Genomic DNA, 17883 nt, shown 5'->3' on the forward strand with positions numbered 1-17883 from the left:
TTCATCGAGGAGGCCCGCATGGCCGCCAACCCGCACCCATTCGAGAACCTGCCGCCGCAGCGCATCGTTGCCGCCATCGAGGCACTGGGATTCTGGCTGCCCGGCGAGCCGTTCACGCTCAACAGCTACGAAAACCGGGTCTTTCTGGTCCACGACGACGAGCGCCGCCGCTGGGTTGCCAAGTTCTATCGTCCCGACCGCTGGAGCGATGCGCAGATCCGCGAGGAGCATGCCTTTCTCGCCGAGCTGGCCGCCGCCGATGTGCCGGTGGCGGCGCCCTGGCGCGACGCCGGCGGCGAGAGTCTGCATGAGCACGAGGGCTTTCGCTTCGCGCTGTTCCCGCACGTCGTGGGTCAGGCCCCGGAGCTTGAGAACCCTGCCCACCTGTTCGCCCTCGGTGAACTGATCGGCCGGGTGCACTCGGTGTCGGATGCAACGCCGTTCGCCACGCGACCGACCCTCGAGCCGATTGGCTGGGCGGTGAGCAGCCGCGAGCAGGTGCTCGCCGGCGAATGGCTCAGCCAGCGCCAGCGTCGCGCTTACCAGCGCATCAGCGAGGCCTTGGAAAACACGCTGGCGGAGCGCGCCTGGCCGGCGCAGGCGGCGATTCGCGTGCACGGCGATTGCCATCTGGGCAATATTCTGGGGCGCGATGAGCAGTTCGCGCTGGTCGATTTCGACGACTGCTGCATGGCGCCGGCCGTGCAGGATCTATGGATGATGCTGACTGCCCAGAACGACCAGGAGTGGCAGATGCAGCTCTCCGAGCTGCTGGAGGGCTACGAGCAATACTGCGATTTCGATCGCCGCGAACTGGCCTGGATCGAGCCGCTGCGGACCCTGCGGCTGATGCGCCACAGCGCCTGGCTGGTCGCACGCTGGCGCGACCCGGCGTTTCCGCGCGCCTTTCCCTGGGTCGCCGACGAAGCGTACTGGGATCAGCACATTCGCACCCTCGAGCAGCAGCGCGTCGCACTCGAACAGCCACGCTGGCTGGCCTGAGCGGCGGTTGGAGTCCATCGACCAAAGCGCTTAGCATGAACCGGCCGTGGTCACGGAGTAAGCGTTGGAGGGGATGCTGGTCAGCTTCGATGATGCCGCTCGGGATCGCCGCCCTGAACGGATTGCGTCGCGACGATCGCGGCCGGCGCGAGCTAGGCTGGCTGGCGCTCAAAATCCTAGGCTATGCTTGTTGGTGAAGCCACCGATAACGTCACCCCTCTTGCCGGATATACATTCACAGTCGCAAGCCATTCAGTTGCAAGCCATTGTCACGCCCGGCGTCGCGCAGGCCGGGTAACGCTTCAGGGCATTCGCGGAGCGGGCGCCCTCCAGGAAGGAGAACATCATGGAATCGCTGCAGGACTATTCGCTGTACCGGCCCTTCGCCTACATCGATGGCAGCTGGGTCGCCGCCGACAGCGGCGAGCAGATCGAAGTCGACAACCCGGCCACCGGCGAGATCATCGGCAGCGTGCCGCGGCTGGGCCGCGCCGAGACCGAGCGGGCGATCGACGCGGCGCATGCCGCGCTGCCGGCCTGGCGCGCGCATACCGCCCAGGAGCGTGGCGACATCCTGATGAAGTGGTACGAGCTGATGCTCGAGAATCAGGACGAGCTGGCGCGCATCATGACCCTCGAGCAGGGCAAGCCGCTCAAGGAAGCCGCCGGCGAGATCGTCTACGCGGCGAGCTTCCTGCGCTGGTTCGCCGAAGAGGGGCGGCGCATCTACGGCGAGACCATTCCCGGCGCCAAGAGCAACCAACGGATCATGGTCATCAAGCAACCGGTCGGGGTCGTCGGCGCGATCACGCCGTGGAACTTCCCGGCGGCGATGATCACCCGCAAGGTCGGCGCGGCGCTGGCGGCGGGCTGTCCGATCGTCGTCAAGCCGGCCAGCCAGACGCCGTTCTCGGCCACCGCCATGGCGCTGCTCGCCGAGCGTGCCGGCGTGCCGCGCGGGGTCTTCAACGTGGTGCCGGGGCGTGCCAGCGAGATCGCCGGGGCGCTGACCGAGTCGCCGCTGGTGCGCAAGATCACCTTCACCGGCTCGACCGAGGTCGGCCAACGGTTGATGGAGCAGGCCGCGCAGCACGTCCAGAAGATCTCGCTGGAACTGGGCGGCAACGCCCCGTTCCTGGTCTTCGAGGATGCCGACCTGGACGCCGCGGTGGAGGGCGCGATGGCCTCGAAATTCCGCAACGCCGGCCAGACCTGCGTCTGCGTCAACCGCTTTTTGGTCCAGTCGAGCGTGGTCAACGCTTTCTGCGAGAAACTCGCCGCCGCCATGAACAGCGAGCTCACCGTCGGCGACGGCACCGAGGAGGGCGTCAACATCGGCCCGTTGATCGACAGCGATGGGGTTGAGAAGGTCAGCCGGCACATCCGCGACGCGGTCGACAAGGGCGCCGAGTTGATGCTGGGCGGCAATCACCACCCGCTGGGCGGCAATTTCTTCACCCCGACGCTGGTCAACCAGGCGACCAGCGAGATGCTGGTCGCCCGCGAGGAAACCTTCGGCCCGCTGGCCGCGGTGTTTCCGTTCGACGACGAGGAGGACGCCGTGGAAATGGCCAACGACACGCCGTTCGGCCTTGCCGCGTATTTCTATTCGCGTGATCTGAGCCAGGTGTGGCGGGTCTCGGAGGCGCTGGAATACGGCATCGTCGGAATCAATACCGGGCTGATCTCCAACGCCGCCGCGCCGTTCGGCGGGGTCAAGGAGTCGGGCCTGGGCCGCGAGGGCGGCCATCAGGGGCTCGAGGAGTTCCTCGAAACCAAGTACCTGTGCCTCGACCTGGGCTGAATCCGGTACGACGGCGGGCAAGCGTTGACGAGGCTGCCCGCCGCGCCCTTGCCTTGCCGCGTGAGGATGCTAACGTGGTGAAATGTTCCTTTACCCGAGAGGTATGCGCATGGATTCGAGCATCAACAACACCGTCGGTGCCGCCGTCGCGCTGCAGCAGTACAATGCCGACCAGAGCGCCCAGATGTCGCTGCTCCGCCAGTCACTCGACACCCAGGCATCACAAGTCGTCCAGCTGATGGAGTCGGTCGGCGACGGGCCGAAACTGGCCAGCGTCGGCAGCATCGGTACGCAGCTCAATACCTACGCCTGAGTAACGCCGCAAGCTCGGCGGTGCAATACGCGAGGCCGCTGAGGTATAGCACGCAAAACGCCGCCCCTTTCGAGGGGCGGCGTTTTGTTGGGCGCCAGGCCCAGGGCATGCGGCTCAGTGGCGGAAGTGGCGCATGCCGGTGAAGACCATGGCGATGCCGGCTTCGTCGGCGGCGTGGATCACCTCCTGGTCGCGCATCGAGCCGCCGGGCTGGATCACCGCGGTGATTCCGGCGGCGGCGGCGGCATCGATGCCGTCGCGGAACGGGAAGAAGGCATCCGAGGCCATTACCGAGCCGGGCACCTCGAGGCCTTCGTCGGCGGCCTTGATGCCGGCGATCCGGGCCGAATAGACGCGGCTCATCTGGCCGGCGCCGACGCCGACGGTGCGGCCGTCCCTGGCATAGACGATGGCGTTGGACTTGACGTACTTGGCGACCTTCCAGGCGAACGCCAGATCGCGCAGTTCCTGCTCGCTGGGCGCGCGCTCGGTGACCACCTGGAGCTCGTCGCGACCGACCATGCCGAGATCGCGATCCTGGACCAGCAGGCCGCCGGTGACACGCTTGAAATCATGCGCGTGGACACGCTCGCCGGGCCAGCTGGCGCCGACGTCGAGCAGCCGCACGTTCTTCTTGTCGGCGACGACTGCCGCGGCCGCGTCGCTGACGCCGGGGGCGATGATCACTTCGACGAACTGACGGGCGACGATCGCGCGCGCGGTGTCGGCGTCCAGCGCCCGGTTGAAGGCGATGATGCCGCCGAAGGCGCTGGTCGGGTCGGTGGCGAAGGCTTTTTCATAGGCTTCGTGAAGCGTTGCGCCGGTGGCCACGCCGCACGGGTTGGCATGCTTGACGATCACGCAGGCGGCCTCGGTGAAGGCCTTGACGCATTCGAAGGCGGCATCGGTGTCGGCGACGTTGTTGTAGGACAGCGCCTTGCCCTGGCGCTGTACGGCGGTAGCGACGCTGGCCTCGCTGGCGTTGGCTTCGACGTAGAAGGCGGCCGCTTGATGGGGATTCTCGCCGTAGCGCATCGCCTGCTTCTTGTGAAACTGCAGATTGTAGGTGCGCGGAAAGCCGTCTTCGCCGCCCTCGACGCGGCTGCCCAGATAATCGGCGATCGCCGCGTCGTAGCCGGCGGTATGCTCGAAGGCCTTCACGGCGAGATCGAAGCGCAGCTCGCCACCGACCGCGCCGTCATTGGCCGCCATCTCGTCGAGCACTCGGCGATAATCCTCGGCACTGACGACGATGCTGGTGTGGGCATGGTTCTTGGCGCAGGCGCGGACCATGGTCGGGCCGCCGATATCGATGTTCTCGATCGCCTCCTCCAGCGTGCAGTCGGGGCGGGCGACGGTCCGGGCGAACGGGTAGAGATTGACCACTACCATGTCGATCGGGGCGATGTCGTGCTCGGCCATCACCGCGTCGTCCTGGCCCCGGCGGCCGAGAATGCCGCCGTGGATCTTGGGGTGCAGGGTCTTGACCCGGCCGTCCATGATCTCCGGGAAGCCGGTATGCTCGGAGACTTCGCTGACATTGATGCCATTGTCGCTGAGCAGGCGGTAGGTACCGCCGGTGGACAGCAGGGCGACGCCGCGCTCGGCGAGTTCGCGGGCGAAGTCGACGATGCCGGTCTTGTCCGAGACGCTGATCAATGCGCGGCGGACCGGCAGGGAACGGGGGTGGTGGGGCTGTTCGGCCATGAGAGTCACTCTTCGATGTCGGCCCCGCCGAGGGCGAGGGCCTGGGCTTTTAAACGCGACGGGGGAGCCGGCTGGCTCCCCCGTGAAAACGGCCGGTGCTCAGATCAGATCGTACTGCTTGAGCTTCTTGCGCAAGGTGCCGCGGTTGAGTCCCAGCATGTCGGCGGCGCGGGTCTGGTTGCCGCCGGCATAGTCGAGCACGGCGTTGAGCAGCGGCGCCTCGACTTCGGCCATGACCATGGCATACAGGTCGGTCACGGCTTCGCCTTCGAGGTGGCTGAAGTAGCGCCGCATGGCATCGTCGACCGCTTCGCGCAGGGTCTGGCCGCGGGGGGCGGGCGTGGCGGAAAGCGGCGATTCCTCGCCTACGAGCTGTTCGGGAGTGATGGCTTGCCTGCTGTTCATGCTGCACTGATCCCTTCGGTTGCCGGCGCCGTGGCCCGGCGAAACAGTTCATCCACGAAACAACGTTGCCCCTCGGCGCTGTCCAGGGCATTGAAACGTTGTCGCAGCGGTTTGGCGTCCTCGCGGGTGGCGAGATACCAGCCGATATGCTTGCGTGCGATCCTTGCGCCCATGTGCTCACCGTAGAAGCCATGCAGCGCATCGAGGTGCTCGCGCATGACCCTGCGCCGCTCGTCGAGAGAGACGGGTGGCAGGATTTCTCCGGTGCGCAGGAAATGGTCGATCTCGCGGAAGATCCAGGGATTGCCCTGGGCGCCGCGACCCACCATGACCGCATCCGCACCAGTATAGTCGAGAACCTCGGCGGCCTTGGCGGGAGTGTCGATGTCGCCATTGGCGAACACCGGGATGCCCACCGCAGCGTTGATCTCGGCAATGGTGTCGTACTCGGCGAAGCCGTTGTAACGCTGCTCGCGGGTGCGTCCGTGCACGGCCAGCGCACGGATACCGGCGGCTTCGGCGAGGCGCGCCACGCGCACGCCGTTGCGGCTTGATTCGCACCAGCCGGTGCGAATCTTCAGCGTCACCGGGACCTCGACGGCGGCGACCACCGCCTCGAGAATCGCCGCGACCAGCTTCTCGTCGCGCAGCAATGCCGAGCCGGCAGCCTTGTTGCAGACCTTCTTGGCCGGACAGCCCATGTTGATGTCGATGATCTGGGCGCCCTGTTCGGCGTTCAGGCGTGCCGCCTCGGCGAGCATCTCGGGATCGCCGCCGGCGATCTGCACGCTGCGCGGGCCGGGTTCGCCGTGATGATCCAGGCGCATCCGCGACTTGCGGGTATGCCACAGCCGCGGGTCCGAGGTGACCATCTCGGAGACCACCAGACCGGCGCCCAACTGCCGGCAGAGCTGGCGGAACGGCCGGTCGGTGACGCCGGCCATGGGCGCCAGGATCACCCGGTTGGGCAATTGGAATCGACCTATGGCGGGCGGCTCGCCGCGTGCGGTAGCGGGCATCGTGTTCGGGACTCGGCTCAAGCGGACCGCCTATGATACCCACCTGCCGGGGCAGACTGAAGGCTGGTCCGCCAACCTGTCGCGTATTGGCTCGCTCAGCCGCCGCTCGGGCGCTCGCCGGTCAGGCACACCCAGCCGTCGCGCTCGCGCGGCTGGTGCATGATCAAGTCCTGGTCGCGATAGGCATCGAGCACGTCGTCGGCCTGGTGGGCAAGGATGCCCGAGAGCACCAGCCGGCCGCCGGGTTCGACGTGACCGGCGATCGCCGGGGCCAGTTCGACCAACGGCCCGGCGAGAATGTTGGCGAGCACGATCTGAAAGCGCTCGTCGGGCAGCCGCTCGGGCAGGCACAGCATGAACGTCGTCTCGTCGATGGCGTTGTGTTCGGCATTGTCGCGGCTGGCGGTGAGCGCCTGCGGATCGATGTCGGTGCCGGTGGCCTTTGGCGCGCCGAGCTTGAGCGCGGCGATCGCCAGGATTCCCGAGCCGCAGCCGTAGTCGAGCACCCGGCAACCCTCGAGGGTGCCGGCGACGCTCTGCTCGTCGAGCCAGCCCAGGCACAGCGCGGTGGTCGGGTGGGTGCCGGTGCCGAAGGCCAACCCGGGGTCGAGGCGCAGATTGACCGCATCGGCGTCGGGGGCGTCGTGCCAGCTGGGCACGATCCACAGCCGTTCGCCCATCGGCAGCGGCTCGAAACCGTCCATCCATTCGCGTTCCCAGTCGCGATCGGCGAGCAGTTCGTACTCGATGCTCGGGCAGGGCTCGTCGCCCATGGCCAGCGACCAGCCGTGGTGGACGCGCTCGAGCATCGCGTCGATGCCTTCGAGGTCGTCGTAGAGCCCGGTCAGCACGGTTTCCTGCCACAGCGGCGTGCTGCCGCGTTCGGGTTCGAAGACCGGGTCGTCGTGGGCGTCCTGCAGGGTGATCGCCGAAGCGCCCTCGTCGAGCAGCAGCTCCTCGAGGAGCTCGGCCTGGTCGGGGGCGATGCGGGCCTTGAGTTGCAACCAGGGCATGGTGGCTGCTCCTAATCGGTGGGTCTGAAAACGCAGGCGGCGCGATCCGGAGCCGCGCCGCCTGTCAAGAAGCCGGCGCTTTAGCCGCCGAGTTTCTTTTCCAGATAATGGATATTGACGCCACCCTGCTGGAAGGCGCTGTCGCGAACCAGATCCTTCTGCAGATCGATATTGGTCTTGATGCCTTCGACCAGCAGCTCGTCGAGGGCATTGCGCATGCGCGTCAGGGCGTTGGTGCGGTCCGCGCCCCAGGTGATCAGCTTGCCGATCAGCGAGTCGTAGTGCGGCGGCACGCTGTAGCCGGTATACAGGTGCGAGTCCATGCGCACGCCGAGCCCGCCGGGGGCATGATAGAGCGTGACCTTGCCGGGCGAGGGCATGAAGGTGCGGGCGTCCTCGGCGTTGATGCGGCACTCGAAGGCGTGGCCCTTGACCTCGACGTCTTGCTGGCGGATCGACAGCGGCTGGCCGGAGGCGATCAGCAGCTGCTGCTTGACGATATCCACGCCGGTGACCATCTCGGTGACCGGATGCTCGACCTGCACGCGGGTGTTCATCTCGATGAAGAAGAACTGGCCCTTCTCGTAGAGAAACTCGAAGGTGCCGGCGCCGCGATAGCCGATCTCGAGACACGCATCGGTGCAGGCCTTGAGCACTTGGGCGCGGGCCTCGGGGTCGATGTGCGGGGCGGGGGCTTCCTCGAGCACCTTCTGGTGACGGCGCTGCAGCGAGCAATCGCGATCAAAGAGGTGAATGGCGTTGCCCTGGCCATCGGCGAGCACCTGAACCTCGACGTGGCGGGGCTCCTCGAGGAACTTCTCCATGTACACGGTGCCATCGCCGAAGGCGCTGTTGGCCTCGCTCTGGGTCACGCTGACCGCCGACAGCAGGTTGGCCTCGCTGTGCACCACGCGCATGCCGCGACCGCCGCCGCCGGCGGCGGCCTTGATGATCACCGGGTAGCCGATCCGCCGCGCGGTCGCCAGCACGGCATCGTCGTCGTCGGGCAGGGCGCCGTCGGAGCCGGGCACGGTGGGCACGCCGGCCTTCTTCATCGACTCGATGGCGCTGACCTTGTCGCCCATCAGGCGAATGGTCTCGGCGCGCGGGCCGATGAACACGAAGCCCGAACGCTCGACCTGCTCGGCGAAGTTGGCGTTTTCCGAGAGGAAGCCGTAGCCGGGGTGGATGGCGCTGGCGTCGGTGACCTCGGCGGCGCTGATCAGCGCCGGGATGTTCAGATAGGATTGCGCCGAGGAGGCCGGGCCGATGCACACCGCTTCGTCGGCCAGACGCACATGCATGAGCTCGCGGTCGGCCTTGGAATGAACCGCCACGGTGCGGATGCCCAGTTCCTTGCAGGCGCGCAGGATGCGTAGAGCGATCTCGCCGCGGTTGGCGATGAGTACCTTGTCCAACATGATGGGGTCCGCCAGAGTTGTCGAGTGGATCAGGAGATGAGCAGCATCGGCTGGTCGAATTCGACCGGTTCGCCGTCCTCGACCAGGATTGCCTCGATGACGCCATCCTTGTCGGCTTCGATCTGGTTCATCATCTTCATCGCCTCGACGATGCAGATCGTCTCGCCCTGCTTGACGCTCTGGCCGATTTCGACGAACGCCTTGGCGCCCGGTGCCGGCGAGCGGTAGAAGGTGCCGACCATCGGCGAGGTCACCGCATGCCCGGCCGGCTGCGCCGGTGTCGGAGCTTCCATGGACGCGCTGGGTGCCGCTTCGCCGCCGGTGGCCGGATAGTTCGGCTGGCTCGGCGCCGGGCCCCAGTGGGGTTGATACATGGTCGGCTGGCTGGGCGTGCCGTTGGGGTGACGGCTGATGCGCACCGATTCCTCGCCTTCCTGGATCTCGATCTCGCTGATATTGGATTCTTCCAGCAGTTCGATCAGTTTCTTGACCTTGCGAATATCCATGTCGGTGTCTCTATTGCGGTGAGTGAGGCTGGTGACGCTGGCCCGCCTGGGCGAGACGCACCAGCGCCGCTTCCGACGCCGGGCCATGACCCTTGGCGCCAAGTCCATCGATCATGCTCACCGCCGCGTCGGATAAAAAGAAGGGCTGACGGAGGGGCTCGCGGACATGAACCGTGGACAAAATGCAGTTCGGCAAAAGGGTCGTTAATGATGCTGTTAACTTGTCCCGAATTCGTTCAGATCACGTCAGTTGATGACAAGATCGCGCTTGTGAACGTCGTTTATGCCGATGTCGGCGAAGTTTGCCGAAAAACCCCGGCATTGTCCAGCCGGCCGTGAACAGCGTTTCCTTGGCCCGGAAGGGTGCAAGAAGGCGCGTTCAGCCGCGTCCATCACGACTGGAGCGCAGCCTTGAACGCTTGCACGTGCCGGCAACAACGGGCGAGGCATTGGCAGGGAGTCCTTGAGCTCAGCGCCAGCATGCGATCATGGCGCAGTCGGCGAGTTCTACCCGATCGATGGCAGCACCGTGCTGGCCGGCGTGCATCAACGAAAGCGCTGCGTTGGTCGGGCGGGTACGCCGCCAGCGCCATGATAGGATACCCTGCGAGTAAACGCCTTCTTCTCAACCGTCACGCCCAAGGACGTCGTGCCCATGGCCCTGTTTGGCAACCGCAAACGCCGCACCGAGGTGCTCGAGCGCCCCGAATACGGCTGGATCTGGAAACCCTTGCTGGTCCTGCTGGCGATCTATCTGCTGGTCAGTCTGGTACTGGGCATCTGGTGGAGCCAGCGCCCCGAGCCCTTCGATGTCGACCAGGCCACCACGCAGTGGCTGGGGGCGCCGGCAGATGCCGAACTGCCGCGTGGCGCGCGGTTGACGGCGAGCATGCTGACGTCCCTGGACACGTTGCTGGAAAAGCCGGGCGGCTGGCTGCGCAACGACATGCTGCTGCCCGGGGTCTGGTTGGACAACATGCCCAGTTGGGAATATGGCGTGCTCACCCAGCTGCGCATCCTCGCCAAGGCTCTGCCGGCGATGAGTCCCGCGGGCGCGGACGCCCTGGAGAGTGCCAGCAAGGCGTTGCAATCGGATAGTGAGGACTGGCTGTATCCGGCGGCCGAAAAGCGCTACAGCCAGGCCCAGGGTGCGCTTGCCAGCTACTTGAACGGTATGCTTCGCGGTGGCAATGGCTTTGCCGCCACTGGCGAGGGCCTGGCCGGTTGGCTGGATGCCGTCAGTCGGCGCTTCTCGGGGCTGACCCAGCAATTGCTGGCGAGCGTCGACGACCCCGAGGCGTTGCGCGAACTGGGTGTCGACGACGCCGCATTGCCCGAGGCCACGCCCTGGTTTCGTATCGACAACGTGTTCTTCGAAGCCCGTGGCGATGCCTGGGGCCTGTTGCAGTTGCTCAAGGCGGCCCGGCTCGATTACGCCGAGGTGCTCGGCAAGGCCAGCGCCAACACCACGCTGGAGCGGCTGATCGCCGAACTTGAACTGGCTCAGCGGCGGGTCTGGAGCCCGGTGATTCTCAACGGCTCCGGCTTCGGCATCTTCGCCAACCATTCGCTGGTACTTGCCAATTATACCCAGGCCGTCGCCGAACTGACGGGACAGCTCGCGGGCAGCGTGCAGGGGGTCGAGGTGACGGCGCCGAAAAGCGACTCGCAGCCGGCAGCGCCCACTGCATCATCGAATAGCGAAGCGGGCCGAGCCTCTCAAGGCGGTTCCGAAGCCGGTGGCAAGCCGAGTGAAGGTGGCCAGAATGATACTGGTGGCGATAGCAGCGACGCGGCCCCGGCCCGGGTGCAGCAATGAGCGCGAGTCTCGCCCAACCGAAAAGCGCCGCTCCGAGAGCGGCGCTTTGATTACTGCCGGAGCGACGGGTTGGCCGGTAGCGCTTACTGCTTGGCGTAGGCGGCGACCGATTTCTCGATGGCCTTGCGCGCGGCTTCGGCGTTGTCCCAGGACTCGACCTTGACCCACTTGCCCTTCTCGAGATCCTTGTAGTTCTCGAAGAAGTGGGCGATCTGCTGGCGCAGCAGCTCGGGCAGGTCGGTGACTTCATGCACGTCGTCGTACAGCGACGACAGCTTGTGATGCGGCACGCAGATCAGCTTGGCATCCTCGCCAGCTTCGTCGGTCATGTTGAGCACGCCCACCGGACGCGCGCGGATCACGCTGCCCGGCTGTAGCGGATGCGGGGTGACGACCAGCGCGTCGAGCGGGTCGCCGTCGTCGGCCAGGGTGTTGGGAATGAAGCCATAGTTGGCCGGATAGAACATCGGCGTGGCCATGAAGCGGTCGACGACCAGGGCGTCCATTTCCTTGTCGATCTCGTACTTGATCGGGGCGTGATTGGCCGGGATCTCGATCGCCACATAGACGTCGTTGGGCAGGTCCTTTCCAGCGGGAATCTGATTGAAGCTCATCGTCGAATCCTTGCGTTTTGCGGCTTGAAGGCGAAATGGGGCGGATTATACGAACTGCCCCGGGGGATTACCAATCCGTCGCCGGGACGAGGCGAAGGTGACTCCCTCACAGTGTATGATGGGCGCGCCGCGGCCACCTGCAAGGAGAACGACACTTGGCGGAACAAGCACTGTCCCTGAGTTACGGCCAGGCCTTCGTCGCCCCGGAGCGGCGGCGCCATCGTAGCTCCATGTCGGTATTGGTCACCGAGGGCGAGATGCTGCAGAGCAAGGGCGTCAGCGCGTTGATCAGCGACTCCATCTGGCGCAACGCCATCGCCAAGCAGGCCGGCGATCTCAGCGTGCGCGGCTTTCTCGCCGACTACTATTCCACGCCGGCGCATTGGGACGTCAAGACCTCGGCGACGCGCGTACTGCGGGCCCTGAATAGTTGGAGCTACAGTCAGAGCAGCTACATCGAGGGGGGCAGCTACGTCAGCTCGATGTCGCTGATGGTCCTGCGTGGCCGCGACGCGCATCTCTTCCACATGGGCGATACGCTGGTGTTTCGTCTGCGCGGCGCCGAATTCGAGCAGCTCACCCGCGACCACGTCACCGACCTGGGCGGCTATCGTTACCCCTCACGGGCCTTGGGGCTCGACGGCAATCTGGACATCGATTACGCGCAGCTGCCACTCAAGCAGGGCGATCTGTTCCTGTTCACCACCCGGGCGGTGCGTGGCACCTTGATGCCGTCGGATTTCGTGCAGTTGATTCGCGCCGATGTCAGCAATCTCGACGCCGCCTGCGAGCGCCTGGCCGAAGCCGCCCAGGCGCGGGCCGGTGAACGTGGCTACGGCGCCGAGCAATTCTGTTTTCAGTTGGTGCGCATCGATCGCTTGCCCGAGCTCGACTCGGCCACGGTCGACGTGCATCTCGGCAGTCTACCGGTACCCTCGGAACTGGCGGTCGGCGAGCGTCTCGACGGGCTGGAGGTGCTGGACGTGCTGTCGCGTAATGCCCAGTCGCGGGTCTACCGGGTGCGCGACGAGCGCAGCCGTAGCGAGATGCTGCTGCGGGCGCCGAGTCCCGAACTTTCCAGCCGCAATGCCTATCTCGAGCATTTCCTGCTGCAGCAATGGGTCGCCGAGCGGGTCAGTTCGCCGTTCGTCGCCAAGCTGGTCGAACTGCCGCGACCGCGCCGACACCTCTATTACCTGATGGTGGATGTGCGCGGCGAGTCGCTCAGCGACTGGCTGCGGCGTCATCCCCAGGCCAGCCTGGCCCAGCGGCTGGATATCGCCCGCCAACTGGCCAAGGCGGTGCAGGCCCTGCACAGGCGCGACGTGCTGCACCAGCAGATCCATCCCGACACCGTCCTCATCGATCCGCATGGCCAGGTGGTGTTGAGCGATTTCAGCGCCTGTTTCCGGCGCGACGGCGAGAGCGGCAAGGCGCGCGAACTGGCTCGCGAAGTGGGTCTCGGCGTGCACAGCGCGCCGGAATACGCACTGGGCGACGAGGTCGGCCGGCGCAGCGACCAATACGCGCTGGCATCGACCGTCTACTGGCTGTTGACCGGTGACGTGCCCTACGACCGGTCGCCGGGCGAGTTGCGTAGCCATACCGGACTCGAGCAGATGACGTACCGCAGCGCGCGCAGCCGCAACCCGGCGGTGTCGGCGGCGCTCGACGACGCTCTGCGCCGCGCCCTGGACCCGCAGCGTGCGTTGCGCTTTCGGCGGCTGTCCGAATTCCTGGTGGCGCTGCGCGATCCGCGCCAGCGCGGCGGCGATGAGCGCGTGGCGACCGGTACACCGGCCGGCCTCTGGCAGGGGATTGCTGGACTGCTGTTGCTGCTGCTGGTGCTCTCCTGGCTGCTGAAATAATTTCCGCTACGGGCTACGGGCTACGGGCTACGGGCTACGGGCTACGGGCTACGACAAGCGCTGGTGAGTTTTTGGGTTCGCGGCTCGAAGCCCGAGGCTCGTAAGCTACGGGCTACGACAAGCCTTACAGCGTGAACTCGGGCAGCTTGCGCGCGACCTTGGCCAGCTTAAGCTTGGCCACCATGGGCAGGCCGTTCTCGAACGGTGGGAAATCTTCACCCTGGATCAGCGGCGAGAGGTAGCGCCGGCAGGAGGCGGTAATGCCGAAGCCATCCTCGCGAATGAAGTCGCGCGGCATGTACTTCTCCTTGTTGGCGACCTCGGCCAGCGGCGCGGCCTCGATGCGCCACTCGTAGGGCGAGTCGCTGATCCGCTTGATGGCCGGCATCATCGCGTTGTTGCCGGCCAGCGCCAGTTCCACGGCCTTCTTGCCGACCGCGTAGGCCTGCTCGACGTCGGTCTTCGAGGCCAGGTGGCGCGCGGCGCGCTGCAGGTAGTCGGCGACCGCCCAGTGATACTTGTAGCCCAGGTCCTGCTTGACCATGCCGGCCAGCGTCGGCGCCACGCCACCCAGCTGGCGGTGGCCGAAGGCGTCGGTGTTGCCGGCGTCGGCCAGGAAGGTGCCGTCGGCATAGCGCGCCCCCTCGGAAACCACGATCACGCAGTAGCCGTAGTCCTTCACCGCCTGTTCGACGCGGGCCATCACCTTGGTGCGTTCGAAGGGAATCTCGGGGAAGATAACCAGGTGCGGCGGCTGGCCTTCGCCGTTGCCGGCCAGCGCGCCGGCGGCGGCGATCCAGCCGGCATGGCGGCCCATCACCTCGAGCACGAAGACCTTGGTCGAGGTGGCGCACATAGAGGCGATGTCGAGCGCCGCCTCGCGGGTCGAGGTGGCGATGTACTTGGCGACGCTGCCGAAGCCCGGCGAGTTGTCGGTGATCGGCAGATCGTTGTCGACCGTCTTGGGCACATGGATCGCGGTCAGCGGGTAGCCCATCTTCTCGGAGAGCTGCGAGACCTTGAGGCAGGTGTCGGCGCTGTCGCCGCCGCCGTTGTAGAAGAAGTAACGGATATCGTGAGCCTTGAACACCTCGATCAGACGCTCGTACTGGGTGCGGTGGCTCTCGATGTCCTTGAGCTTGTAGCGACACGAGCCGAACGCGCCGCCCGGCGTGTGGCGCAAGGCAGCGATCGCTTCGTCGCTTTCCTGGGAAACGTCGATCAAATCCTCGGTCAGGGCGCCGATGATGCCGTTGTGTCCGGCGTAGACCTTGCCGATCCGGTCGCTGTGGCGACGGCACGTCTCGATCACGCCGCAGGCGCTGGCATTGATCACGGCGGTTACCCCGCCTGACTGGGCGTAGAAGGCGTTGTGCTGGGCCATAGGGGCTTCCTTTGCTCCTGCTTTTATAGGGATTACGCGCGGTGGGATGGCTGTGCATCATAGCCGAAAGCGCCCGCTGCTGCACGGCAGCCCTGGGGCGCGGCTGCAGGGCTGGCAGATAGCGGTTACGCTCGGGCTGACCCGTCGACAAGCCCGCGTGGAGGCGCTGTAAATACCTCCATGTACGCTACCGACGCCATCCATGGCGTCGGACCTCCACTTCGGTTTGTCCCCGGCGCCCTCATTAGTTCAACGGCGATAGCCCTGGGGCGCGGCTGGCGGCATATGGCAGCGGCTGTGGCGTCATGCTAGGCTCACGCGCCGGTGAGCGGTTCGCTGAAACGAGCCGCCGCCAGCCATACTTCAGGGCTGGAGACCCCGTCATGCACGTGCACATCCTCGGAATCTGCGGCACCTTCATGGGCAGTCTGGCGCTGCTCGCGCGCGAGTTGGGCTACACCGTCAGCGGCTCCGATGCCCACGTCTATCCGCCGATGAGCACCCAGCTCGAAGCCGCCGATATCGCGCTGATGGACGGCTACGCCGCGGCCAACCTCGAGCCGCGACCCGATCAGGTGATCGTCGGCAACGCCCTGTCCCGCGGCAACCCCGAAATCGAGGCGCTGCTCAACGCGCGGCTGAGCTACGTCTCGGGGCCGCAGTGGCTGGCCGAGCACGTATTGCCCGGACGACGGGTGCTGGCGGTGGCCGGTACCCACGGCAAGACCACCACCGCCAGCTTGCTGGCCTGGCTGCTGGAGAGCGCGGGGCTCGCGCCGGGGTTTCTGATCGGCGGGGTGCCGCGCAACTTCGGCGTCTCGGCGCGCCTCGGCGGAGACGACGCGCCGTTCGTGATCGAGGCCGACGAATACGACACGGCGTTTTTCGACAAGCGCTCCAAGTTTGTGCATTACCGCCCGGATGTCGCGGTGCTCAACAACCTGGAGTTCGATCACGCGGATATCTTCGCCGATCTGGCAGCCATCGAGCGCCAGTTCCATCATCTGGTGCGTACCGTTCCTGGCGATGGCCGGCTGCTGGTCGCCGATGGCGAACCGGCGCTCGAACGGGTCGTGAAGATGGGCTGCTGGACGCCCCTGGAGCGCTTCGGCGATGCCGAAGAGAGCGCCTGGCGGCTGGAGCTGGAGCGTGACGACGCCAGCCGTTTTCGGGTCATTCACGACGGCGAGGATGCGGTGGTCGACTGGTCGCTGAGCGGCGTGCACAACGCCCGCAATGCGCTCGCCGCGCTGGCCGCGGCGGCGACCTGTGGCGTGGACCTGGCACGCGGCTGCGCCACGCTGGCACGCTTTGAGTCACCGCGACGACGCCAGGAGGTGCGCGGCGAGATCGCCGGCATCCAGGTCATCGACGATTTCGCCCACCATCCTACGGCGATTTCCGCCACGCTCCAGGGATTGCGTGCCGCCACTCCGCTGGGACGCCTGCTGGCGGTGATCGAGCCGCGCTCGAACACCATGCGCCTGGGCACGCTGCGCTCGCGGCTGGCCGAGAGCGTCGCCGAGGCCGACCGGGTCTGGTGGTACCAGCCGCCCGAGCTCGACTGGTCGCTGGACGAGCTGCTCGAAACCAGTCCGGTGCCGGCGCAGCGGGTCGACGGCATCGCTGCGCTGGTCGCTGCGCTGGTCGACGAGGCGCAGCCTGGAGATCGCATCGTGGTGATGTCCAACGGCGGCTTCGGCGGCATCCACGAAAAACTGCTGGCGGCCCTGGAGGCGCGGCATGGCTGAGGCGACGTTCAAGCCACCGGTGACCGTCGCGCTGACCGGAGCCTCCGGCGCGCAATACGGGCTGCGCCTGATCGAATGCCTGGTGGCGGCCGAGCACGAAGTCTGGGTGATGATCTCCAAGGCGGCGCACATGGTGATCGTCACCGAGACCGACGTGCGCCTGCCGGCTCAGCCGGCCAGGCTCGGCGAGGCGCTGACCGCCCGCAGCGGCGCCGCCGACGGGCAGATCCGCTGTTTCGGCCGCGAGGACTGGATGGCGCCGGTGGCCTCGGGCTCCGGGGCGTCGACGGCCATGGTGATCTGCCCGTGTTCGACGGGCACGCTGTCGGCGGTCGCCACCGGCGCCAGCAACAACCTGATCGAGCGCGCCGCCGATGTCGCGCTCAAGGAGCGCCGCCGGTTGATCCTGGTGCCGCGCGAGGCGCCATTGTCGGCGATCCATCTCGAGCACATGCTGGCGCTGACCCGGCAGGGTGCGGTGATCCTGCCCGCGGCGCCGGGCTTCTACCATCGTCCGACCCGCGTCGAGGCGCTGATCGACTTCATCGTCGCGCGGATCCTCAATCAATTGGGTATCGAGCATCGTTTGATACCGCGCTGGGGAGAACCGCAGTGATCGTCAATCTGTCGCTGCTGTCGGTATTCATCCCCACCTTCTTCATGGTCTCGTTGACTCCGGGCCTGTGCATGACGCTGTCGATGGTGCTGGGGATGACCCTCGGCGTTCGCCGCGCGCTGTGGATGATGATCGGTGAACTGGTCGGGGTCGGCCTGGTCGCCGTGGCGGCGGGGGCCGGCGTGGCGACGCTGATGTTGCGGCAACCGCTGGCATTCGCTGCCTTCAAGTGGCTGGGCGGCGCCTACCTGGTGTATCTGGGGGTAATGATGTGGCGCTCGCGGGGACGCATGGCGATTCCCAGCGAGCCCGCCGCGGTACGCGATGTCTCGCGCTGGCAACTGATTTCCCAGGGGTTTGTCACCGCAGTCGCCAATCCCAAGGGCTGGGCGTTCTTCATTGCCCTGCTGCCGCCGTTTCTCGATACCGACCTGCCACTGGCCCCGCAGCTGGCGGTACTGGTCGGGATGATCCTGACCCTCGAGCTGTGCAGCTTGCTGCTCTACGCCACTGGCGGGCGCACCGCCAGCCATCTGCTCGCCAAGAGCGGCAACGTCCGGCTGCTCAATCGCCTCGCCGGCACGCTGATGGTGGGTGTCGGGGTCTGGCTGGCGCTGGGTTAGGAGCCGGTCGGACGTGAT

Annotated in this window: 16 protein-coding genes; 8 read left to right on the plus strand and 8 right to left on the minus strand. The window is 66.4% G+C overall.

Translation table 11 applies throughout. From position 1 onward, the window contains the following. The first annotated feature begins 18 nt into the window (after positions 1-18). The 3 genes from K7I12_RS06915 to K7I12_RS06925 all read left to right on the plus strand — a co-directional run bounded on the left by K7I12_RS06915 (position 19) and on the right by K7I12_RS06925 (position 3119). Entirely contained in the window at positions 19-1002 is a 984-nt protein-coding gene (locus K7I12_RS06915) for a serine/threonine protein kinase (RefSeq protein ID WP_231663661.1), read from the plus strand. 346 nt (positions 1003-1348) lie between these two features. Further along, complete coding sequence (locus K7I12_RS06920; RefSeq protein WP_231663664.1) at positions 1349-2806, plus strand: NAD-dependent succinate-semialdehyde dehydrogenase; 1458 nt, start codon at positions 1349-1351, stop codon at positions 2804-2806. A gap of 109 nt (positions 2807-2915) precedes the next feature. After that, a complete protein-coding gene (locus tag K7I12_RS06925) occupies positions 2916-3119 on the plus strand; it encodes a putative motility protein (protein ID WP_231663667.1) in 204 nt (67 codons plus the stop codon). Between the two features lie 114 nt (positions 3120-3233). Here K7I12_RS06925 and purH read toward each other — a convergent pair whose 3' ends face one another. From purH to accB, 6 genes are all read right to left on the minus strand, one after another. Next, positions 3234-4826 (minus strand): bifunctional phosphoribosylaminoimidazolecarboxamide formyltransferase/IMP cyclohydrolase, encoded by a 1593-nt coding sequence (gene purH, locus K7I12_RS06930; protein WP_031382929.1) that lies wholly within the window; start codon positions 4824-4826, stop codon positions 3234-3236. Positions 4827-4925: 99 nt separating this feature from the next. Then, positions 4926-5231 (minus strand): DNA-binding transcriptional regulator Fis, encoded by a 306-nt coding sequence (gene fis / locus K7I12_RS06935; RefSeq protein WP_031382930.1) that lies wholly within the window; start codon positions 5229-5231, stop codon positions 4926-4928. After that, positions 5228-6250 (minus strand): tRNA dihydrouridine synthase DusB, encoded by a 1023-nt coding sequence (gene dusB, locus K7I12_RS06940; RefSeq protein WP_051907363.1) that lies wholly within the window; start codon positions 6248-6250, stop codon positions 5228-5230. Before dusB ends, fis begins: the two co-directional genes overlap by 4 nt. Positions 6251-6345: 95 nt before the next feature. Beyond that, positions 6346-7263, minus strand: coding sequence for a 50S ribosomal protein L11 methyltransferase (gene prmA, locus K7I12_RS06945; protein WP_031382932.1), 918 nt, complete (start codon positions 7261-7263; stop codon positions 6346-6348). Between the two features lie 80 nt (positions 7264-7343). Beyond that, positions 7344-8684 carry an acetyl-CoA carboxylase biotin carboxylase subunit gene (gene accC, locus K7I12_RS06950; protein ID WP_231663669.1) on the minus strand — a complete coding sequence of 447 codons (1341 nt, stop codon included), beginning with the start codon at positions 8682-8684 and terminating at the stop codon, positions 7344-7346. 29 nt (positions 8685-8713) lie between these two features. Beyond that, positions 8714-9190 (minus strand): acetyl-CoA carboxylase biotin carboxyl carrier protein, encoded by a 477-nt coding sequence (gene accB / locus K7I12_RS06955; protein WP_031382934.1) that lies wholly within the window; start codon positions 9188-9190, stop codon positions 8714-8716. 655 nt (positions 9191-9845) lie between these two features. Here accB and K7I12_RS06960 point away from each other — a divergent pair. Continuing rightward, positions 9846-11009, plus strand: a complete 1164-nt coding sequence (locus tag K7I12_RS06960; protein ID WP_084173327.1) for a DUF2333 family protein — start codon at positions 9846-9848, stop codon at positions 11007-11009. A gap of 83 nt (positions 11010-11092) precedes the next feature. Here the strand turns inward: K7I12_RS06960 and ppa are convergent, their stop codons facing one another. Next, positions 11093-11623, minus strand: a complete 531-nt coding sequence (gene ppa, locus K7I12_RS06965) for an inorganic diphosphatase (protein WP_031382936.1) — start codon at positions 11621-11623, stop codon at positions 11093-11095. Positions 11624-11778: 155 nt separating this feature from the next. On the opposite strand from ppa, the gene K7I12_RS06970 reads away from it, so the two are divergent. Further along, positions 11779-13491 carry a bifunctional protein-serine/threonine kinase/phosphatase gene (locus K7I12_RS06970; protein ID WP_031382937.1) on the plus strand — a complete coding sequence of 571 codons (1713 nt, stop codon included), beginning with the start codon at positions 11779-11781 and terminating at the stop codon, positions 13489-13491. A 124-nt stretch (positions 13492-13615) separates the two neighbouring features. Here the strand turns inward: K7I12_RS06970 and K7I12_RS06975 are convergent, their stop codons facing one another. Continuing rightward, positions 13616-14875, minus strand: coding sequence for a 6-phosphofructokinase (locus K7I12_RS06975; RefSeq protein WP_031382938.1), 1260 nt, complete (start codon positions 14873-14875; stop codon positions 13616-13618). A 383-nt stretch (positions 14876-15258) separates the two neighbouring features. Here K7I12_RS06975 and mpl point away from each other — a divergent pair, with 383 nt between their 5' ends. Genes mpl through K7I12_RS06990 form a run of 3 tightly spaced genes read left to right on the plus strand, consistent with a single transcriptional unit; the run spans position 15259 to position 17865 of the window. Then, positions 15259-16626, plus strand: a complete 1368-nt coding sequence (gene mpl, locus K7I12_RS06980) for a UDP-N-acetylmuramate:L-alanyl-gamma-D-glutamyl-meso-diaminopimelate ligase (RefSeq protein ID WP_031382939.1) — start codon at positions 15259-15261, stop codon at positions 16624-16626. Further along, positions 16619-17242, plus strand: coding sequence for a flavin prenyltransferase UbiX (locus K7I12_RS06985; protein WP_031382940.1), 624 nt, complete (start codon positions 16619-16621; stop codon positions 17240-17242). Before mpl ends, K7I12_RS06985 begins: the two co-directional genes overlap by 8 nt. Continuing rightward, complete coding sequence (locus tag K7I12_RS06990; RefSeq protein WP_031382941.1) at positions 17242-17865, plus strand: LysE family translocator; 624 nt, start codon at positions 17242-17244, stop codon at positions 17863-17865. The genes K7I12_RS06985 and K7I12_RS06990 overlap by 1 nt, the downstream gene beginning before the upstream one ends. The last annotated feature ends 18 nt before the right edge of the window (positions 17866-17883 follow it).

It is taken from the genome of Halomonas sp. IOP_31 (genome assembly GCF_021151495.1).
Taxonomy (GTDB): domain Bacteria; phylum Pseudomonadota; class Gammaproteobacteria; order Pseudomonadales; family Halomonadaceae; genus Modicisalibacter; species Modicisalibacter zincidurans.

Bases quoted from the DNA above. Each gene is read 5' to 3' on its own strand.
- accB (WP_031382934.1), bottom strand. From the start codon at position 9,190: ATGGATATTCGCAAGGTCAAGAAACTGATCGAACTGCTGGAAGAATCC.
- mpl (WP_031382939.1), top strand. From the start codon at position 15,259: ATGCACGTGCACATCCTCGGAATCTGCGGCACCTTCATGGGCAGTCTG.
- K7I12_RS06975 (WP_031382938.1), bottom strand. From the start codon at position 14,875: ATGGCCCAGCACAACGCCTTCTACGCCCAGTCAGGCGGGGTAACCGCC.
- fis (WP_031382930.1), bottom strand. From the start codon at position 5,231: ATGAACAGCAGGCAAGCCATCACTCCCGAACAGCTCGTAGGCGAGGAA.
- K7I12_RS06925 (WP_231663667.1), top strand. From the start codon at position 2,916: ATGGATTCGAGCATCAACAACACCGTCGGTGCCGCCGTCGCGCTGCAG.
- purH (WP_031382929.1), bottom strand. From the start codon at position 4,826: ATGGCCGAACAGCCCCACCACCCCCGTTCCCTGCCGGTCCGCCGCGCA.
- K7I12_RS06960 (WP_084173327.1), top strand. From the start codon at position 9,846: ATGGCCCTGTTTGGCAACCGCAAACGCCGCACCGAGGTGCTCGAGCGC.
- dusB (WP_051907363.1), bottom strand. From the start codon at position 6,250: ATGCCCGCTACCGCACGCGGCGAGCCGCCCGCCATAGGTCGATTCCAA.
- accC (WP_231663669.1), bottom strand. From the start codon at position 8,684: ATGTTGGACAAGGTACTCATCGCCAACCGCGGCGAGATCGCTCTACGC.
- prmA (WP_031382932.1), bottom strand. From the start codon at position 7,263: ATGCCCTGGTTGCAACTCAAGGCCCGCATCGCCCCCGACCAGGCCGAG.
- ppa (WP_031382936.1), bottom strand. From the start codon at position 11,623: ATGAGCTTCAATCAGATTCCCGCTGGAAAGGACCTGCCCAACGACGTC.
- K7I12_RS06920 (WP_231663664.1), top strand. From the start codon at position 1,349: ATGGAATCGCTGCAGGACTATTCGCTGTACCGGCCCTTCGCCTACATC.
- K7I12_RS06915 (WP_231663661.1), top strand. From the start codon at position 19: ATGGCCGCCAACCCGCACCCATTCGAGAACCTGCCGCCGCAGCGCATC.
- K7I12_RS06985 (WP_031382940.1), top strand. From the start codon at position 16,619: ATGGCTGAGGCGACGTTCAAGCCACCGGTGACCGTCGCGCTGACCGGA.